The organism is Paenibacillus montaniterrae (assembly GCF_018403185.1).
GTDB classification, from domain to species: Bacteria; Bacillota; Bacilli; order Paenibacillales; family Paenibacillaceae; genus Pristimantibacillus; species Pristimantibacillus montaniterrae.
Window position 1 is genome coordinate 627424 of record NZ_BOSE01000002.1, and the last position, 18092, is coordinate 645515.

An 18092-nucleotide genomic window follows, 5' to 3' on the forward strand; every position below is an offset into this window, starting at 1 on the left:
CTAACGCAAATGTGCATAAATAAAGCCGGATCCAGCGGATCCGGCTCACTTGCGCCCAGGCTTACTTTTTTTCAAATTGATTTCTATATTCCGTTGGGCCCAGCCCAGTATGCTTCTTGAAAATTTTAGCGAAATGCGAAAAATTGGTATGCCCTACCGATGCTGCGATGGAGCTTATCGGGATGTTGGTTTGCGCCAACAGCTCCTTGGCCAAATTAATTCTTTCATTTTGCACATAGTCGGATACCGTATAGCCTGTCTTTCTTTTTAATATTCTTGACAAATAATCCGGATTGAGAAACACATGATTGGCAATCATGTCTCGGGACAGATCCTGGTCTATATTTTTAATAATAAAGCGGCGGACTGTCTCAATAACCGTCTCAGATTCTTCGATTGCTTTAGTTTGGTTCACCGCTTTGTCCAAGGCATGATGCACCCAAGCCAATAAATCATCGACAGAGCGGCCAGCCCGCTCGGAAAGCGCTCTTGACGCTTCATCGCCATATAATTGACGCGCTTGAATGCCGCTCATATTTAGATAAGAATATAACGCTTGCATCAAATCCTGATGGAATTGGTGCAAAATATTGGCATCGATCGCTTGCTTCTCGACAAGCTGCTGAATGAAAGCTTCTACTTCTTCAACGATTCCGTCCTTCGATCCTGTTTTTAGCAAAGACAGCCATACATTTAGATCCGGCAGCTCAATTGAGCGGCTTGCATCGAGTCTATCGACGAACGGAAACACTTCATTATAAAAAGCTACATTATTTCGATCGCGCTCCCTTATAAGCGAAACCATTTCCGCCATATGCTGCGGTGCAACCAGCTTTCCAAAATAGCAGGATACATCACAATAAAAATATTGGTTGCACATTGCAATATAGTGGCTGCATGCCTCGATGAGCCGCTCTTGATCCTCTGCTTCCATCTGCTCGATCGTAAAAATACCGAGCATGTTTCCACGGTCAAGGAAAAAGAATAGTCCGTTCAAATCCGTACCGAGAATAATTTCCTCTGCTGAATTTCTAAGCGCATATTCCATTATATTTTCATCGCGCCGGCTTAGCGGCCTATTCCATTTTTGTACCGATATGAGGATAGGAAAGTAGCTTGCACTGTCGATAATCGGCAATTGCAGCTGCTCGGCCTGCTTTTGTATTGACGCCGGATGGCTGGGAAGCTTCTGATTAATAATATCGAGCCAAAATCGTTCTACTACTATTTCTCTATGCTTCATCCATAATTGATGGGACTGCTTATTTCTACTCAGTTCACTATTATGCTCGATCATTTCCTTCGCTTTCGCTATAACATGCTCCAGCTCGCTGGCCTCTACAGGCTTTAGCAAATAATCGAGGCTTCCCAGCTGCATCGCCTCCTTCGCATATTTAAAATCGGCGTGACTCGTCAAAAAAATAGTAATGACACCCGGCTGATGGCGTCTTACCCAGGACAGCAGCTCCAGACCGCTTCCCTGCGGCATTTCAATATCGCAAAGCATAATATCTATCTTTTCCCGCTCCAGCACTGCCTTCGCTTGCTTCATATTGTAGGCTGTATACAACTGGCTAATGCCAAGCTTTTCCGTATCAAGATCGCTTTTCACCCCTTCAATCGCATGCACTTCATCATCCACAAGTAATAATTGATAAGTCATCGCTATTCCTCTCTTTCCGGGTGGATTGGAAGTATAATTGCAACTACTGCCCCGCCGCCTGTTTGTTCATTGTTATCATATTGAATTGCTATATTTTCGTTATATAACAGTTTTAGACGTCTTTGTACATTCCATATCCCTGTACGCTCCCCTCGTTCCGTTTCTACGCTTCTGCCCGCCTGAAGCTCGCGCAACACCATATCGTCGAAGCCTGGTCCGCTATCGCTTATTGTTATTTTCATTCGCGAACCATCTGAATGCTCCTCAAAGCCGACCTGTACCGCTATATCAAGCGGCTCCTCCATCGTAATCGCATGTTTAATCGAATTTTCTACAAACGACTGAATAATGAGCGGCGGAACTGGAACATACTCCAAATACGCCGGAGCATCTACCCGCCATACGAGCTGCCCGGGAAAACGCAACGCTTGAATGCCCAAATAGTTGCTCGTATGCTCCAGCTCATCCTTTAGCTTCACAAACGAAGTATTGCTGCGAAATAAAAAGCGAAAATAGTTGATTAAAGCACTGCTCATTTCCTTAATCAGCTCATATTTTTTAACCTTTGCCAAGTTATAGACAATATTTAAAGCGTTCAAGAAGAAATGAGGATTAACCTGCAGCTGCAGCCGCTGCAGCTCCTCGCGCTGCTTATTCAGCTGCTCCTCGAACACATTGATTCGCAGTGTTTGAATTTCAGTCATCATCGTATTAAAGGAGTGGCCTAATATTCTAAATTCCTCCGCATCCTTTTCCAAATTAACACGGACTCCCCAATCTCCTACTCGAACCCTGCTCATCGCCAGAAGAAGCCGTTTTATAGGGTCCAGAAACGTTTGTCTCATAAAATAAAGCCCTACTGGAATAAACAATAGCGCGCCAATCGTAATTACCCATATAAGCTGCTGAAGATAGGGCAAATTGGCTAAAATATTGCGGTCTGGTATAAGCGCAATCAGCTTGAAATTACCTCTATACGATTCTGTTCCTACAACAACATATTTTCGCTCAGTTCCTGAAATATAATGGTCGTCAAGGTTTTCCTGAATACTGATGCCATGATCATATACGAAGCTGCTGCTGGTTATCGGCTTCCCTTGCGTATCGGACAGCAAAGCAACTCCGCCTTCTCCCATTTTTAAAGCCTTGAGCGGCTTTAATAATTCCTCCGCTTTAATCCACCCGCCAAAGTAGACCTCGCCTGTCTGGATAATATTAAAAAGATAATGCTCGCCTCCTACTTGAGCATGCTGCCACCTTTGGGTACGAATCCCCTTTGGTATCGTTTGTTCATCAATCATCGCTACAAAATACGCTTTCATGCTGTCTCCTTCCGGGTAGGAAATTTGACTGGAATAAATGTCCATATAGTCATTCCTGTCCTTCACATAGACAAAAAAAGCACCCAACGAGTCGTACAACGCAATATCCTGCGATAATTTAGTGAATAGATATGATTTCGACAAGTAGTACTGGTCCTCAGATTCAGCAAGCTTAATTGCTATTAAATCATAGCCATTGCTAACTAATGAGTTCATATATGAATCAATATCATTCAAGTTGGAATCAATTTGATTCATGTGCAGCGTTAATGTATTTTTATACGAATCGGCCACCTGTTCACGGACAACATGAATCGCGTAAAAGTTGTTGTACAGCAGCATTATGACGAGCGGCAGCGTCATAATAAACACGCTTAACGTCAATTTAATTCTTAATGAGCTTTTAGGTCGCATAAAATTAAGCTTTTTCATATCGTTTCGACTCCTGTAGCTTGGATTCTACTTCAAGATAGCGCTTTCAAATACAGTCTGAACCCTTTTTCATAACAATCACTGCTTAGAGTCATCATATCGTGTTATCATCAAAAAGCAAAGCCGGATCTAATAGGACCCGACTTTGCTCTATTTATTTTAGCACATACTTATATTATTAAAAATTGCTTACTCTTGCTTCGAGGCGGCCCATTCGTCTAATTGCTTTTGCTTCTCTTCAATAACTTTATCGATACCGGCTGCCTTCAGTTGATCTCTAAACTCCTGAAGCTTGGATTCAGGATCAATCGAGCCTGTCTCAAGTACAGCTTCATATCGCTTGATAACATTGCTAATAGCAGTCATCTCATTCTGAACATTACTCGGATTAAAGGTAAAGCCAAGCGCTTTAGATTTTTTCGCGGATTCATTCCACTCCTTAATGCTTTGTGCAAGATCTGGATCCTCACCCTCTAGCGTATAGGCGATCAAAGGATTGCTTACTGTCAGTGCGTTCATTGTGTAGCCAACATTTGAACGGTCAACACCATCTGGGTAATTGATTGTATTTTCCGAGACCTTCACATAGTGCTTGCCTTCAATTCCCCATGTGAGCAAATTAACTAGCTCTTTATCAGTATACATTAGATCCAGAAACTTCATAACACGTTCCGGATTTTCGGATTGTTGAGCAATGCCCCATAACCCGGTTATAACATCTGTTGTAACGGCATAGGCATCGATGTCAAGATTAACAACAACCAATTCCTTGCCGATCAACCGTTCTTCCTGTGCTCTAATCTCCGGCTTATTCATCGTAATGTAAGAAAATGCTTTATCTGCCTTTAATAGATCCGCTTGCGTTGATTGTGTAGTCGCGGCATCCTTGTTGACATAGCCAGCTTCAAACCAGCGACGCATCACCTGCAATAGCTCTGCATACTCTTCCGTCTCATATAAATTGACTAATTGCATATCGTTGTCGAAGCCAGGCAGCACGCCATATCCATCGCCCATTCTATCATAGCTTCTATAAAACTGCATCGCTCTTGATAAGCCTGATGCTAGCGGCGCGACGCCAGGCTCACTGTCTTTGATAACCTGAAAAATGCTGTCCAGATCTTCGAGTGAGTGAATGGATGTAACATCAATGTTATGCTTGTCAATTAAATCTTTGCGCATAAAAATAGCTGGTTGTGAAGCATATGAGTGCAAAGTAGGTACGCCATGAATTTTCCCTGCTACTTTGGCAGATTCCATGTAGTCAGCGCCAACAGCCTCAACGATGCCTTGACCATGCTGCTCCAGCATATCATCAATCGGCAGCAGCTTTCCATTCAATGCATTAGTTGCGTATTGGCTACCGATGCCGAAGGTAAACATTAAATCCAGCTTCTCGCCACTTGACGTCATTAGATTCATCTGCTGATCATAGCTGCCAAGACTGATTGGCAGAATGGATACCGTTGCATTTAATTTTTCTTGTGTAAGCTTGCTAATTTCGTCTTCAACCAGTTCTATATCTGCTGGAACTGCTCCGAATATTGGCAATGCAATCGTGATCTCATATGGCGCATCGTCAGCGCTTTCAGAAACTGCCGGATTATTTCCATTGCTGCCTTCCGTTTTCGTGCCGTTGCTTCCATTATTGTTGGTTGATGAGCATGCAGAAATAAGCGCTGTCATCAGGACTGCCGCAAGCAGCACGCTAAAAATTTTGACTCTCTTTTTCACTTTGTATTCCCCCCGTGTGATTGAATGCTTACACTTCGAGTATAGCCTCATCTTTTTAGCAAGGGCTAACAGTTTGCCGACCATCTGGCTACCATTTTCCCGACCTTTCCTTGTTAACCTAGCTTAAACTTATAATGACCGCTTCCTGCTGTAAATACAATACGTCCAGCTTCATATCGAGCATCCGGGAACTCGCCAGCTACCACTAGCAAATCATCTTCTGTGCCTGACAGCATGATTGTCGCCGTTGTGTTTGCAGGAATTTCAAAGCGATAGGCTACAGCTTGCTCTGACTTCTCCCAACTGGAGCGAATGGTTCCATAAAGAGACTCATATTCTGCGGCTGCATGAGTGAGCGTTCCCCCAACCAATGGCTTCAACATAAAATGCTTGTAGCCCGGCTTCTCCCAAACAGGACGAATTCCGGCTACGCCAGCGAATAAAAAGTCGCATACTGCCCCATACGCATAATGGTTTAACGATCCTGACAGCTCTCCTTCAGGCGAAATCGCTCGCCAGCTTTCCCAAATCGTGGTTGCCCCTTTGCTGACCGCATACAGCCAGGACGGGCAAGTATCCTGCTCCAGCAAACGGAAGGCGAGCTCCGCATAGCCGTTATCTGCCAATACTTGCAAAATAAACGGAGTGGAAAGGAAGCCTGTATTCAGATGGTAATCCTGCTCGATCACAAGCTGCGCCAGTCTGTCGGCAACCGCTTGCTTTCTGTTGTCATCCGCCAGCCCGAAAGCGAGTGCTCGCACATTTGGAGCTTGTCTGTCGCCAACGATATATCCGTCTTCGCGAATAAAGTACCGATTATAAACTCGTTTAATTTTGTGATAACGGGAAAGATACTTCTCGCCCTCCTCAGCCTTGCCCAGCTCAAAAGCCATTTCTGAGAGCAGGCGAGTGGAATAGGCATAGTAAGCCGTTGCAACATATGGAAGCGAGTCCTTCGATTGGGTCATCGCCGTTACAATATCGTTAAAAATCGTGTCGGCTTCCAGCCACTCCCCCCAATGAAACCTCGTATCCCAAATGTAATCAGCATCAAGCTCGCCGTCGGTATAGCTGTGATAAGCCGGAGCGTCCTTGTATTCTTCATTGGCGGTTTTCGCACAAGCAGCCATATAATCGACCCATGCCTTTGCCGAATCGAACTGCTGCTCCAGAATCGTCTTATCCCCATAGCATAAATACATCGTCCATGGGATGATAACAGCCGCGTCACCCCAGCCAACAGATCCATCCAGCATGCTGGCTGTACCCGGCTTTGGTCGGCGCATTGCCATCATCGGGTCGGTATTGCCCTTGGAAAACCGTTCCCATTCCTCGAAATTATGATACCCGATAACCGTTGGTACTGTACTGCCCACGGAACCGTCGGCGAACTGCTCCGCTGCCAAGTCGGCCATCCATTTCTCGAAAAACGGGTATACGTTCATAAAGTCAGATGCCGTCCTGCAGTACAGCTGTGCGTCTCCCGTCCAGCCCGCTCTTTCTCTGGTAGGGCAATCCGTTGGCACCTCCATAAAATTGCTTTTCTGACTCCAGCGCGAATTCGATACCAGCTTGTTGATCAATGGATTGGAGCAGGTAAACTCCCCTGTCTCTTCTAAGTCGGAATAAATCGCTACCGCTGTAAACTGCTCTGGCTTCACTTCTCCAGGATAGCTTTTTACCAAAACGTACTGGAATCCAAAAATAGCAAACTGCGGTCGATAGCTTTCAACTCCGTTTCCGCCCAGAACGTAATGCACCTCCTGGAAATCCTCCAGCGTCCCGTGCGATGCAAGATTTTGCAGCGTAAAGTTGCCGTCCCGATCCAAAGCTTCACCATGCACTAAAACGACTTTTTCTCCTTTGTCTCCCTGCACTTGAAACTCTACCCAGCCTGCAATATTTTGCCCGAAATCGAGCACAGTCTCGCCACGCGGTGTTCGCAGCAGCTTCGGCACGAACCGTTCCTTCTGTTTGACAGGCACGCTTCGCGTAGCGATTAAATGCTCATAGCCATCGTCCACAACCGTTACCTGCTCCCAGGAAGAATCATCATAGCCGGGCTCGTTCCAGCCCGCTATATCAATGGTTGCATCATACAGCTCCCCCGCCTTCATATCCGACTTTAGCAGCGGTCCATAAGCGGTTTTAAACGATTCATCGCTGACGACAAGCTCACGACTTCCATCCTCGTATTCCAATACAAGCTGCCCTAAAAAGGCCAATTTATATCCGAAATTATTTTTCAGGCTTGCGCCTCCGGTAGTTCCTCTCCACCAGCCATCTCCAAGCATAACGCCTAACGCATTCGTGCCTTCCTGTAAAAGTGCGGTTACGTCATAGACTTGATACTGCAGCCGCTTATAGTATGAAGTAAAGCCCGGCGTAAACAGATGGTCCGTCCCTTCTGCGCCGTTCAAATAAAAGCGGTATAAGCCTTTGGCAGTAAAGCAGGCTCGTGCAGCAACAAGTCCTTTCTTGACGATAAACTCCTTCCGGATATATGGCGCTGGTTTATAGGCGTCAATGTCCACTTCCTTTTCTGGCTCAATCCACCTTGCTTTCCAATCCGAGGCATGAAGCAAGCCCGTTTCAAAAAAGGCAGGCTCGCTAAATGCCGATTCTTCCCCATTACTGCTCCATACCTTGACCCGCCAATAGATCCGTTCAAGCGACTTCAGCTCCGGTCCTTCATAGCGAACGCTCTGCGATTCGCTGCCTGCAACCTTGCCGCTATCCCAAATCAGATTGACAAAGCTTTCCGTTTTGGCTGCCTGCACCTGATAAGCGCTTTGCACAATATTTGTACCGTCGCTGCGAAGCTTCCAGCCTAAACGCGGCTTGCTCGCATCTATTCCTACAGGATTATTTAAATATTCCGTTCGTAATGAAATGGCTTCAAGCATTCCAACAACCTCCCCTTGTCTCTATAGTAATGCGTTGTTTTTCGCTATGCTGCCGTAGTGGTAGGCGCTTGGCTTTGGTGTTCTTGTTTGGGTGGAGCGGTCGACTGCGATTAGCCCGAAGGTTTTGGAAAAGCCAAGCTGCCATTCGAAGTTGTCCATCAGCGACCAGTGCATATACCCCTGGACTGGAATCCCATCCGCGGCACAAGCCTGAACGCCCTGCAACGCTTGGTCGATATACGCAATTCTGCGCTCATCGTTCGCTGTAGCAATACCATTTTCCGTGACGATAATCGGCTTTTTCACATGCTCGTAAGCATAGCGGATTACCGACTCCAGTCCTTGCGGATAGAACTCATTGCCCATTTGCGTTTTCTCTGCATCAGCAGCTGGAGGAATGTAGCCATCCGGCCCATAAACATAACGCGTATAATTTTGTACGCCAAAGAAATCATCACCCTCTAAGTAGGGAAGGAATTGAAGAAACTCCTCCTGCAAGGCTTGAGCTGCAAGCGCCTCCCCGCCAGGCAGCGATTGGATGTCGTACAGTGATAACGTAATGCCCACTTTAGTTTGAGGGCTGACGCGACGAATCGTCTCTCTTGCAGCCTCGTGCGCCTTGAAGATTATGCTTAAGCCTTTCTCGCTTCTGGCGCCCAGGAAGGAATGAATCTCCTGTGGAGGCAAGCCAAATGCTTTGCCTAAAGCTGCGTAGTATTGCTGCATGCGCTCCATCGAGCCTGTATTAACTCCAACCTGCGCCGTCTCCTGCGCCTGATGGCGCTTAATGATTTTGGCGATCCCGATTGAAATATTCGCCTCGTTAATCGTACAAACATACGGAATCGCATCGCCCAATTGCTGCATAACATGTTCACAGTAACGAGCAAAGCGCTGCGGAGTTTCCTCGGACTCCCAGCCTCCAGCACGAATGAGCCACTGCGGTGACGTAAAATGATGCAGCGTTACAATCGGCATAATGTTAAACTCCTGGCATGCCTTTAGTACATCTCGGTAATGGTCAATCGCTTCCTGATTGAACTGCCCTTCTTCGGGCTCAATGCGAGACCATTCGAAAGAAAAACGGTATGAATTCAAGCCCAGCTTGGCCATTAGCGCAATATCCTCACGATAGAGACGGTAGTGGTCCACTGCATCTCCAGACGGCTCCTGAAAAATAGAACCCTCCAAATGCTCCATTAACCAAAAATCTGAATGTATATTATTGCCCTCCACCTGATGTGCGGCAGTAGATGCTCCCCAGTAGAAGCCTTCAGGAAAACGCTTTGTCATCTCAATCTCTCTCCTTCATCATTAGCTGAAAATTATTTTTCCATTTTGCGCGATTACCGGAATCACTTCACCCTCTGTAATTCCGCGCTCATTAAAGGAATCGACTCTTATATACAGTGGCTCTCCTTTAATCAAAGCCCCGATTGCAGCCTCATTTTTGCCTAATACCATATAGCTGTGGTACAGCTTATCCGGCGCAAAGCCCCATAGTACGTTGTGCCCGACAGCATTGTCCTGATCCCAGGCAACAGAAAGATCAAGCCCATTGAACACTTCAACCTTCACTCCCGAGGCTTGTGCAGGGGGTTCTCCGTTGCCAATTCCGAACACTCTCAAGCCAGAAATGCAGGCTTGTTGACGGAACGGAAGCTCTACGACCGTGCAACGAATATAGCGAGCCTTCACCCCTTCCTCCCTTACAACGAGATCATGCGGTAAATCCGAATCTGCTTGCGATTTATCTTCGATCACGAAATACGTATCGCCGTCAAGCGAACCCTCCAAGATCCATCTCGTCACATGCTTGCGCTGATCAATATATCGCGGCATATGACCCGATTTATGCATTTCGGCCCCTTCGGGAAGCTCAAGCTGCCTATGATCGTCGGCAAAATTAATTTGAACAGCATGCACATCGCATGCATGCAACAGATCAACCTCAACAAATTCGCCGCTGCTATTCGTCGCTGCCTTCCACCATGTTTGCACATTTTCATCGGTTGCCTTTGCTGGTTCATTGCCCGTTATAAAAGAAGAAGCCTTTGTCGGCTTGCGGTACGATAGCAGCATCCATTGCGGGTTTTCCCACGGATTGAGCTTGGCTTGCTCAAGCTTCATCGGCCAATCGCCGTATCGCTGATTGCAAAACAGCTCGCCATCTTGATCAAATCCGGCTGGCCATAAGCCTAGTCGTCTTTCGAACATATGATTGACGCTAATTCTCATCGTAGAGGTATGCCACCAGTTGCCATGGCGATCTTGCAATGTCGACCCGTGGCCCGCTCCCGGAATAAAGCCGCCTGGCTTAAACGAGTAAGGATTATTTTTCGCTAGTGTAAATGGACCTAGCGGGTTGTCCGACACGTATACCCCATCTGAATACACATTGTATTGTGTGCCGGGACTGGAATATTGCAAGTAGTACTTGCCGTTGTGCTTATCCATCCATGCCCCTTCAATATAAGGATCATTTCCTAGCATAATTCGAAGTTCTTCCAGTTTTTCGTCTGCAACATCAGGTATCATTCGTTTATAATTTTGCAGTGTTTGCTCGATCTGTTCAGCAGATTTGGGAGGAATATGATTTTCACCATTCCGTTCATAACCGATCACTGACGTATTGCTAAAAATAAGCTCAACAGGCTCGCTCATTGGTCGCATCGTTTCGGAATTTAATTCAACGCCATATATCGGCTTCAGGTTCGAGCAGCCCCAGTAGAAATACACTCGCCCATCATCATCGACGAATAGATTCGGGTCCCAGAAAGGAAATGTGCCTTCGATTTCCTCGAAGCTTCCATGGATCGGATCTTTGGTACGATAGAAAGAGCCATTCTTCTCAGAATTTGAAGCTGTGAAATACATATATTCACCTATTACACTTACATCTGGCGCGTAATCATATATAGGCATCCCATTTAACGGATGGTATTCCCAATCCGTAAGATTATCACTAACAAGAAAGCCAGCCGTCATCGAGGGAAACAAAAAATACCTGTCTTTAAATAAAATCAATGTCGGATCTGCTGCCTCTCTGTTGACCCTTAAGCCTTCCATTTGAATAAATTGATACTTATACTCAATATTGAGCGGATTGCAAATATACGTCATCTCATAAGCCACATCCTTTCTATTTTGCGATAGACTATATAAGCTTTATCATAAAGGAGGGCTCTGCAAGCAACTAACGCTAAGCCGACTTCTTTTATGCCGTTTTAACGACTTCTCGTTTTAAAGATTGCTTAAAAGATTTGCTATTAAAAGAAAAGGCTTGAGCAGCGAGATACACGCGTTGCTCAAGCCTTGTTTGCTTAGATAGATTTCTTAATTTTGATCAGTTCTTTATTAAGCGCATACAACAGCTTTTCTGTGAAATGCTCTGGCGCCATTTCCGCCAATGTATCTATTTTAAAGCCTTGAGTCATGCTGTACGTAGGTCTGTTTGTAAAATCCTCACCCAAGTATTTCGTTAGTACTGCTCCCGCTTCTTCGTTCGCAAACAGCTCTTTAAACGTGCAGCGAGTGGAATAGACATCATCGGTGATGTGAAGCTCCTCCATCACTCCCCCATCCAACTCAGGCATCTGGAACCAGTTTGCCACTTCCTCGCCTTTATCCTCTACTGGCGCTTCATAGCTTGGATTTGGCTCGTTCACTTTAACGAATTTCGCCATATCCTCGTAGTGAACTTGATCCTCATTGGCTACTGCGCGGATTTCATTGATTCCCTCGGATAAAGGCACTTGCTCAAAAATGAATATCTTTTCATCACTAGCTATCGTTTGATGCTCAGCTCCATTTACGTACAATGTTACGCTACTGCAGTTAGAGTACACCTTGATCTGAATGCGCTCTTCAACTCTATCGACAAAGCGCTTGCTCGTAATATGAACAAATTTCTCCTGCGACCAATGAGCCTTGTACATATAGAAAGCATCCTTCCTGATCTTTCTATCGTAGGTGATTAAGCCCTTGTTGTTTCTACCTTGCACGCCGCCTTCATCTCGAATATTGGCGCCAAAGTCAAACATATTCCATACATACGTAGCCCAGAGAAAAGGCCGCTGCTCAAAAATTTTCCAAACCTGCTCATGGAATAATGCATGATATTCCTCTGTATAGTCCTTCACCTTAGGCTCGGTGCTATGGTATTGAACAATGCCTTCCGCCCCATATTCTGATATACATAGCGGCACATCGGGATTGATGTGGTGAAACTTGTCCAGCCAAGGCGCGAAATCATCCGTTTTGCCATGATACCAGCCATAATATTTATTGTAGCCGACAACGTCCGTCATGCGATTATATTCGTCTTCCTCATTGACAAATAAAACATTCGCCATCGTCGTCAGTCTGGTAGGATCCTCTTCCTTCGTCAAACGATTCAGTTCTTTCACGAGTCGTCTAACCTCTGGTCGTTCTCCGCCGATTTGAATTTCATTTTGCAGTCCCCAGAACATAATGGAAGGATGATTGAAGTTTTGCTTGATCAATTCCAGCATCTGCTGCTTAGCGTTGATTCCTTCTAGTTCATGCTGCGACATAACCGAGATGAACGGAATTTCTGCCCAGACAACCATGCCTTCTTTATCACATAAGTCATAAAAGAACTGACTATGCTGATAATGCGCCAGTCGAATCGAAGTTGCTCCAATTTCTTTAATCGCTGCCATATCCTCGACTTGCTCTTGCTCGGTAATTGCCCAGCCCATATCCTTGCGATCCTGATGTCGCGATACCCCATATAAAGGCAGATGCTCGCCATTGAGGAAGAAGCCTTTCTCCGCATCAACATGGAAATATCTGACACCAAACGGAATCGAGCATGCATCAATCGTATCATTAAAGCTCGTTAGTGAAACGTTGACACTGTACATATAAGGATGTTTTCTGCCATTCCATAAAATTGGCTGTTCAATAATACAAGGAAGTTCTTCTGTCTTGCTTTCCCCTGCTGCCAGAACGACTTCCTTCGCAGCGTATGTGACAGCACGCTGTTCAGCATTAACAATGTCTGCCCAAAGTCTGACGCGCTTCTCCTCACTACTATCGTTGACAAGCTTTACTTTAACGGTCAGCTGTGCTTTTTCCTTCGTCACCTGCTCCTGCACAACATAAATGCCGCTTGAACCATAGTCCAGCAAATCAACATGCACCGGATTCTTCACAATTATATTCACATCACGATAAATTCCGCCGTAGAAAGTAAAATCCGCTTTTTGCGGGTACACATCATCTACTACCGTATTGTCCACTTTTACCGCAAGTATATTTTTAGCTCCGTATTTAACGGCATCTGTTATATCAAATCTGAACGTGGAGTATCCGCCTTTATGCTGACCGATGTGCTGACCATTTACGTATACATCGGTAATGCTGTTTGAGCCGTTGAATTCTATAAACAGCTTGCTTCCTTGATAAGCAGGCTCTACATCAAATGCTTTTCTATACCAGCATGCGCCTTGATAATATTCATAGCCATTCGCTCCATCAATCGCGTTCCACGTATGGGGAATATGAACAATGCTCCAATGTGCATCATCATACAATTCGCGCTCTGCTTGCTCTTCATTCGCCCGAATAAACCGCCAATTATCATTTAACTCGATACGTTTTCTCATTACGAACACACTCCCTATTATGAAATTGCCTAGTTCTTATTCCAGTCTAAATGAACCTCAGCAGCGCCACTAACGGTTTAACGACTATCTCGATGTCACTTTAACGACTTTTTGCAATATGGTATGATGAAGCTGGGAGTTGAAGCGAATGATTACGACGAAGGATAATTTATGTGAAGTTGCAATAGCTATGTTTAGAGAGCTTGGCTATGAAAAAGTGAGCATCAATATGATCTGCAACAAGCTAAAGGTAACGCGCGGCTCCTTCTATCATCACTTCGATAGCAAGGATGAGCTGTTATTATATTGGTTCTCTGCGCAAGCGGAAAAAGAGATTGCAATGGATCTAAGCCTGGCCTCGCCAAAATTAATTCTTGAAAAATATAACCTGGATTACGCCAATATCATTAACAAAGTAGGCCACGACTTTATGTATCATATTCTTATGGCCGAATTCGAGCTGGAAGGCAAGCATTTTTATACATATTTCAAGGCTGAAGCACAGTCAATTGAGCTAATCAATATGGCTATTGAACAAGAAGAAATTCATACTAACCTGCCTGCAAAACAATTGCTCGATGCGTTCACAGCCGCAATCATTGGCGCAATCGTAATATGGAAGTTTGAAAATGGAAAATTCGATATAGTTCGCAAGATGATGTCTATTTTCGAAAGCGTATATCGCTGAAGGCTGAAAAAGAGACTGGGACCCTCTAAAACAAGCAAAAGGTGAAATCCATGAGCGGATTTCACCTTTTGCACATTTTCGGTTCTGTTTTTGACTGTCGATTTAATTGCGCGGGGACGTAACGTCCACCCTTTGTCGTGTTGAAACGTTAATTCGATTATAAAGATTGGCAGTGGCAATCCCGATAATGAGTGTAGCCAGTGCGCCTTCATCATAGTGAAGGGAGGCCTCTTTATACACATCGTCTGGTGCTGGATCGTTCAAGTCATGAAGACGGGTCATCGCTTCACTAAGTGCCAGAGCTGCGCGTTCCGCATCGGTGAAATTTGACGTTTCACGCCATGCGGATACAACTAAAAGCCGTTCGGTCGATTCGCCTGCGGCCAGCGCATTACGGGAATGTAGATCCACACAGACGCTATCACCGTTGATTTGACTGGCGCGAAGGTAGGCAAGGAATAAGGTACTAGTCGGCAAAGTATTTTTTTCTGCTGATGCAAATAACGCTCTGCCCAACGCTTGCAAAGATTGGCCTACTTCGGGCAAACCCATAATGGGGTTGCTCATTCTGGATTGTTGCATAAGATACTCTCTCCTTCTGTAACTGGGATTAGAAGCCTTTCATTATGCCTCTCACTGCAATGACGTATTGGGTCGGGGAAGTGTGACAAACGAAGAAATTTGGGCAAATTGTCACATGGATTGGATTCCATTCGTCAGTATGGTAGGGGGATCTCTATAATTAAACTGCAAAGACAGGAGAATACTTTAGTATGGAAGAACAATTCGAATCACACCGGGATCATTTGCTTGCTGTGGCTTATCGCATGCTCGGTTCATGGACAGAAGCGGAGGATTCCGTTCAGGAAGCATGGTTGCGTCTTCATCGCTCAGATCAAAGCCAGATTGAGAATTTAGGCGGATGGCTGACCACTGTCGTTTCACGAATTTGTCTCGACATGCTTCGTTCGAGAAAAGCCAGACGTGAGGAATTCATGGATGAACCATTGCCCATGGATATAGAGGATCGGTCCACTCCCGAACAAGAAACGCTCATGGCCGATTCTGTCGGGGGTGCTCTGCTTATTGTACTAGAAAAGTTGAACCCATCGGAACGCATCGTCTTCGTGCTGCACGACATCTTTGCTATACCGTTCAATGAACTCGCGTCAATTGTCGGAAAATCTGAACCTGCCACCAGAAAGCTTGCGAGCCGGGCGCGCCAAAAGGTGAGAGGACAAGAAAGGCTTGCACAAGATGATTTGTTGCGTCAGCAAAAGCTTGTGGACGCTTTCCTGGCCGCAGCATACGAGGGAGATTTTGAGGCGCTGGTAGAGGCACTCGATCCGGAAGTGGTGCTTCGAGATGATCGCGAGACAGGCACCATCACTGAAACCAGGGGAGCTATTGCTTTAGCCAAGAGAGTAGTAGGACGTGCCAAACCGGCCCAGGTGGCACTTGTTAACGGAAGTATTGGAGCAGTTGCAGCTCCGGGAGGAAAATTGCACTACGTGGTTCAATTCACGATAAGTGGCGGGAAAATTGCTGAGGTAGATTTAATATCTAGCGCTTCACGGCTTGAACAGCTTGATATTACGCTTCCTTTTCATTTCTAACAGAAAACGGCCGTTCAATGTAAGGCGCGTATATATTTGAATCTATGATTTATCTTATTGATATCAAGCCTGGAATACCATTGAGCTTCTGCCCACCGCTTGATACATCATTTCAGGATCCACATACGACTCAAATATTTTTGCAACTTCGCATACTTTATTTAATCTTGCAACAGCAAAGCGATCCTTCATTTTCGTAAAAATAAACGGCCGGGATTCGCTCAAATACCGCTCAATCACTTCTTGCTTAATTCCTTCCTCTGCCAGACAGCGTGCAATTGCCTCTTCTATTAGCTAGGTCAAATTTGCAAATTCTTTTTTCTTAAGACCGTGCAGAACAGCATGAAACACCGAAATCATGTTCATGCTGTTCCTTAACATTATTTATTTAAAAAGCCGCCTAGTTTGTCTCCTAATCCGCCAAGCCCCTCACCTAACTGGCTGCCTGCTGCTTTCTGCAAAAAGTCTTTCCATGATTGGAAGGAGCTAATTTGCTTAATAAATCCATCCAGCTTGTCAGGAGAAATATTTTTTAAATCCAGTACGCTGCTAACATCAAAGCCGCTTTTCTCCAAAAATGCTTGAACGGATTGAAGTGTTGTATTATCTTTAATAAATTTATCCGTAATCACTTGCTGCAAATCAAGCTTGTCCAAATCAACACCAAACTTTTCTGCCATATCGCCGATTTTTCCTAAATCCATTAAACTTGCCCCTCTCAAAATATTTACTATTTTTTAATGATAGCACTGTACGGGTGCATCAGTAAATATTCCCTTGATACACGAACGTATATTCTGTATACTGATTATTAGCACTACTTAAAATATGTCGATCGCGAAGCACGCGTCACCTGTTCTCCTGCATGGGCTGGGGGTCAGGCTGACGCGTTTTTTGTGTTATAATAATTTCAAGATGAAAGGATGAAGAGACATGATCCGCAACCGTCTCAAACCTAAAAATGATTTCATCTTTCAGCGCTTATTTGGTGAAACGGAAACGAAGGAAACGCTGATTGCTTTACTCAACGCCATCTTGTGTTTGCCATCTGATCGGCAGCTTGCTGATGTCGTTGTCATTGAAAACAAAGCGCTTATGCAGGAGTTTATCGAAGACAAAACAGGCCGACTTGACATTCGCGCTGAAACATTGGATGGCGTACAAATCAATATTGAAATGCAAATGGCCAATGAGCACAATATGGATCGCCGTACCTTATTCTATTTCGGCAAGCTGTTTCTGGAATCCATCAAGTCAGGCGACAAATATCAGGATTTAAAGCGCACGATCACCATTAATCTGCTGAACTTCAATTTTCTACCTCTTGAATCGTTTCATAGTACCTTTCATCTGTATGAGGACCATACGCGTGACTATATGCTGACGGATTTGATTGAACTGCATTTTATTGAATTTCCAAAGTTTCGTGCGATGCAGCATAATTTGCATGATCCACTACATCGTTGGTTATTATTTATGGAAGAAAATCTTACTGAAGAACAGTTAGAGGAGTTGATCCAGATGGACCCAATGATTAAAAAAACCGAGGAACGGCTGGAATGGCTAAGCAGCGATGAAGAAACACGCAGACGCTATGAGATGCGAGAAAACTCGCGCATTGAGCTGAACAGTCTGTTATATGAAGAAAAGAAGCAAGGCATAGCCGTGGGTAAGATCGAAGGTAAGATCGAAGGTAAGATCGAAGGTAAGATCGAAGGCAAAATCGAAGGAATAGCTGAGGGCAAGATTGAAGTTGCCAAGGAAATGCTGCTTGCTGGTATGAGCCACGAAGCCATTTCCTCTTTAACCAAGCTGCCGCTCAAAGATATACAACATCTTGCTGATGAGCTGTAACTTCACTTAGTTCCAGCAGAAATCGAGGTTAAAGGAATACCACACGCACTGAAACAATCTGTGGTATTCCTCTTATAGGCGCTAGATCTGATGTTCAACAACACGCTTGTTTTTCGAGAAAAACCAGATCATTCAGAGCCTTGGATGTTGCTAGGCCGCCTTACGGTCGGCCCTGTGGCTCTCCTCCCCCTATGGGCCCGCTCCAAAGTCGCCAATTTCGCCCGCCTGTCTACTGGTCAGACCC

Annotated in this window: 13 protein-coding genes; 3 read left to right on the plus strand and 10 right to left on the minus strand. The window is 45.1% G+C overall.

The features are described 5' to 3' along the window. Window positions 1-61 precede the first annotated feature (61 nt). The 7 genes from KJS52_RS08465 to KJS52_RS08495 all read right to left on the minus strand — a co-directional run bounded on the left by KJS52_RS08465 (window position 62) and on the right by KJS52_RS08495 (window position 13690). Window positions 62-1663, minus strand: a complete 1602-nt coding sequence (locus KJS52_RS08465) for a response regulator transcription factor (RefSeq protein WP_213514298.1) — start codon at window positions 1661-1663, stop codon at window positions 62-64. A gap of 2 nt (window positions 1664-1665) precedes the next feature. Next, the gene (locus KJS52_RS08470; protein WP_213514299.1) at window positions 1666-3417 is read right to left on the minus strand and encodes a cache domain-containing sensor histidine kinase; all 1752 of its coding nucleotides are present in this window, start codon (window positions 3415-3417) and stop codon (window positions 1666-1668) included. A gap of 189 nt (window positions 3418-3606) precedes the next feature. Next, the gene (locus KJS52_RS08475; RefSeq protein WP_246563318.1) at window positions 3607-5151 is read right to left on the minus strand and encodes an ABC transporter substrate-binding protein; all 1545 of its coding nucleotides are present in this window, start codon (window positions 5149-5151) and stop codon (window positions 3607-3609) included. A 113-nt stretch (window positions 5152-5264) separates the two neighbouring features. Further along, the gene (locus tag KJS52_RS08480; RefSeq protein ID WP_213514301.1) at window positions 5265-8057 is read right to left on the minus strand and encodes a family 78 glycoside hydrolase catalytic domain; all 2793 of its coding nucleotides are present in this window, start codon (window positions 8055-8057) and stop codon (window positions 5265-5267) included. A 21-nt stretch (window positions 8058-8078) separates the two neighbouring features. Further along, window positions 8079-9350, minus strand: a complete 1272-nt coding sequence (locus KJS52_RS08485) for a glycoside hydrolase family 1 protein (protein ID WP_213514302.1) — start codon at window positions 9348-9350, stop codon at window positions 8079-8081. A gap of 21 nt (window positions 9351-9371) precedes the next feature. Then, the gene (locus tag KJS52_RS08490) at window positions 9372-11192 is read right to left on the minus strand and encodes a family 43 glycosylhydrolase (RefSeq protein ID WP_246563320.1); all 1821 of its coding nucleotides are present in this window, start codon (window positions 11190-11192) and stop codon (window positions 9372-9374) included. Between the two features lie 188 nt (window positions 11193-11380). Next, complete coding sequence (locus KJS52_RS08495) at window positions 11381-13690, minus strand: glycoside hydrolase family 2 protein (protein WP_213514303.1); 2310 nt, start codon at window positions 13688-13690, stop codon at window positions 11381-11383. Between the two features lie 148 nt (window positions 13691-13838). Here KJS52_RS08495 and KJS52_RS08500 point away from each other — a divergent pair, with 148 nt between their 5' ends. Continuing rightward, the gene (locus KJS52_RS08500; protein ID WP_213514304.1) at window positions 13839-14378 is read left to right on the plus strand and encodes a TetR/AcrR family transcriptional regulator; all 540 of its coding nucleotides are present in this window, start codon (window positions 13839-13841) and stop codon (window positions 14376-14378) included. A 102-nt stretch (window positions 14379-14480) separates the two neighbouring features. Here KJS52_RS08500 and KJS52_RS08505 read toward each other — a convergent pair whose 3' ends face one another. Next, a complete protein-coding gene (locus KJS52_RS08505) occupies window positions 14481-14960 on the minus strand; it encodes a carboxymuconolactone decarboxylase family protein (protein ID WP_213514305.1) in 480 nt (159 codons plus the stop codon). 191 nt (window positions 14961-15151) lie between these two features. On the opposite strand from KJS52_RS08505, the gene KJS52_RS08510 reads away from it, so the two are divergent. Beyond that, window positions 15152-15994 (plus strand): sigma-70 family RNA polymerase sigma factor, encoded by an 843-nt coding sequence (locus KJS52_RS08510; protein WP_213514306.1) that lies wholly within the window; start codon window positions 15152-15154, stop codon window positions 15992-15994. Window positions 15995-16057: 63 nt separating this feature from the next. Here the strand turns inward: KJS52_RS08510 and KJS52_RS27890 are convergent, their stop codons facing one another. Both KJS52_RS27890 and KJS52_RS08515 read right to left on the minus strand, forming a co-directional pair. Then, complete coding sequence (locus tag KJS52_RS27890; RefSeq protein ID WP_373871351.1) at window positions 16058-16285, minus strand: DUF6933 domain-containing protein; 228 nt, start codon at window positions 16283-16285, stop codon at window positions 16058-16060. An 89-nt stretch (window positions 16286-16374) separates the two neighbouring features. Then, window positions 16375-16698: a hypothetical protein gene (locus tag KJS52_RS08515; RefSeq protein WP_213514307.1), complete on the minus strand. Its 324-nt coding sequence runs from the start codon at window positions 16696-16698 to the stop codon at window positions 16375-16377. Between the two features lie 229 nt (window positions 16699-16927). Here KJS52_RS08515 and KJS52_RS08520 point away from each other — a divergent pair, with 229 nt between their 5' ends. Beyond that, complete coding sequence (locus KJS52_RS08520) at window positions 16928-17848, plus strand: Rpn family recombination-promoting nuclease/putative transposase (protein WP_213514308.1); 921 nt, start codon at window positions 16928-16930, stop codon at window positions 17846-17848. The last annotated feature ends 244 nt before the right edge of the window (window positions 17849-18092 follow it).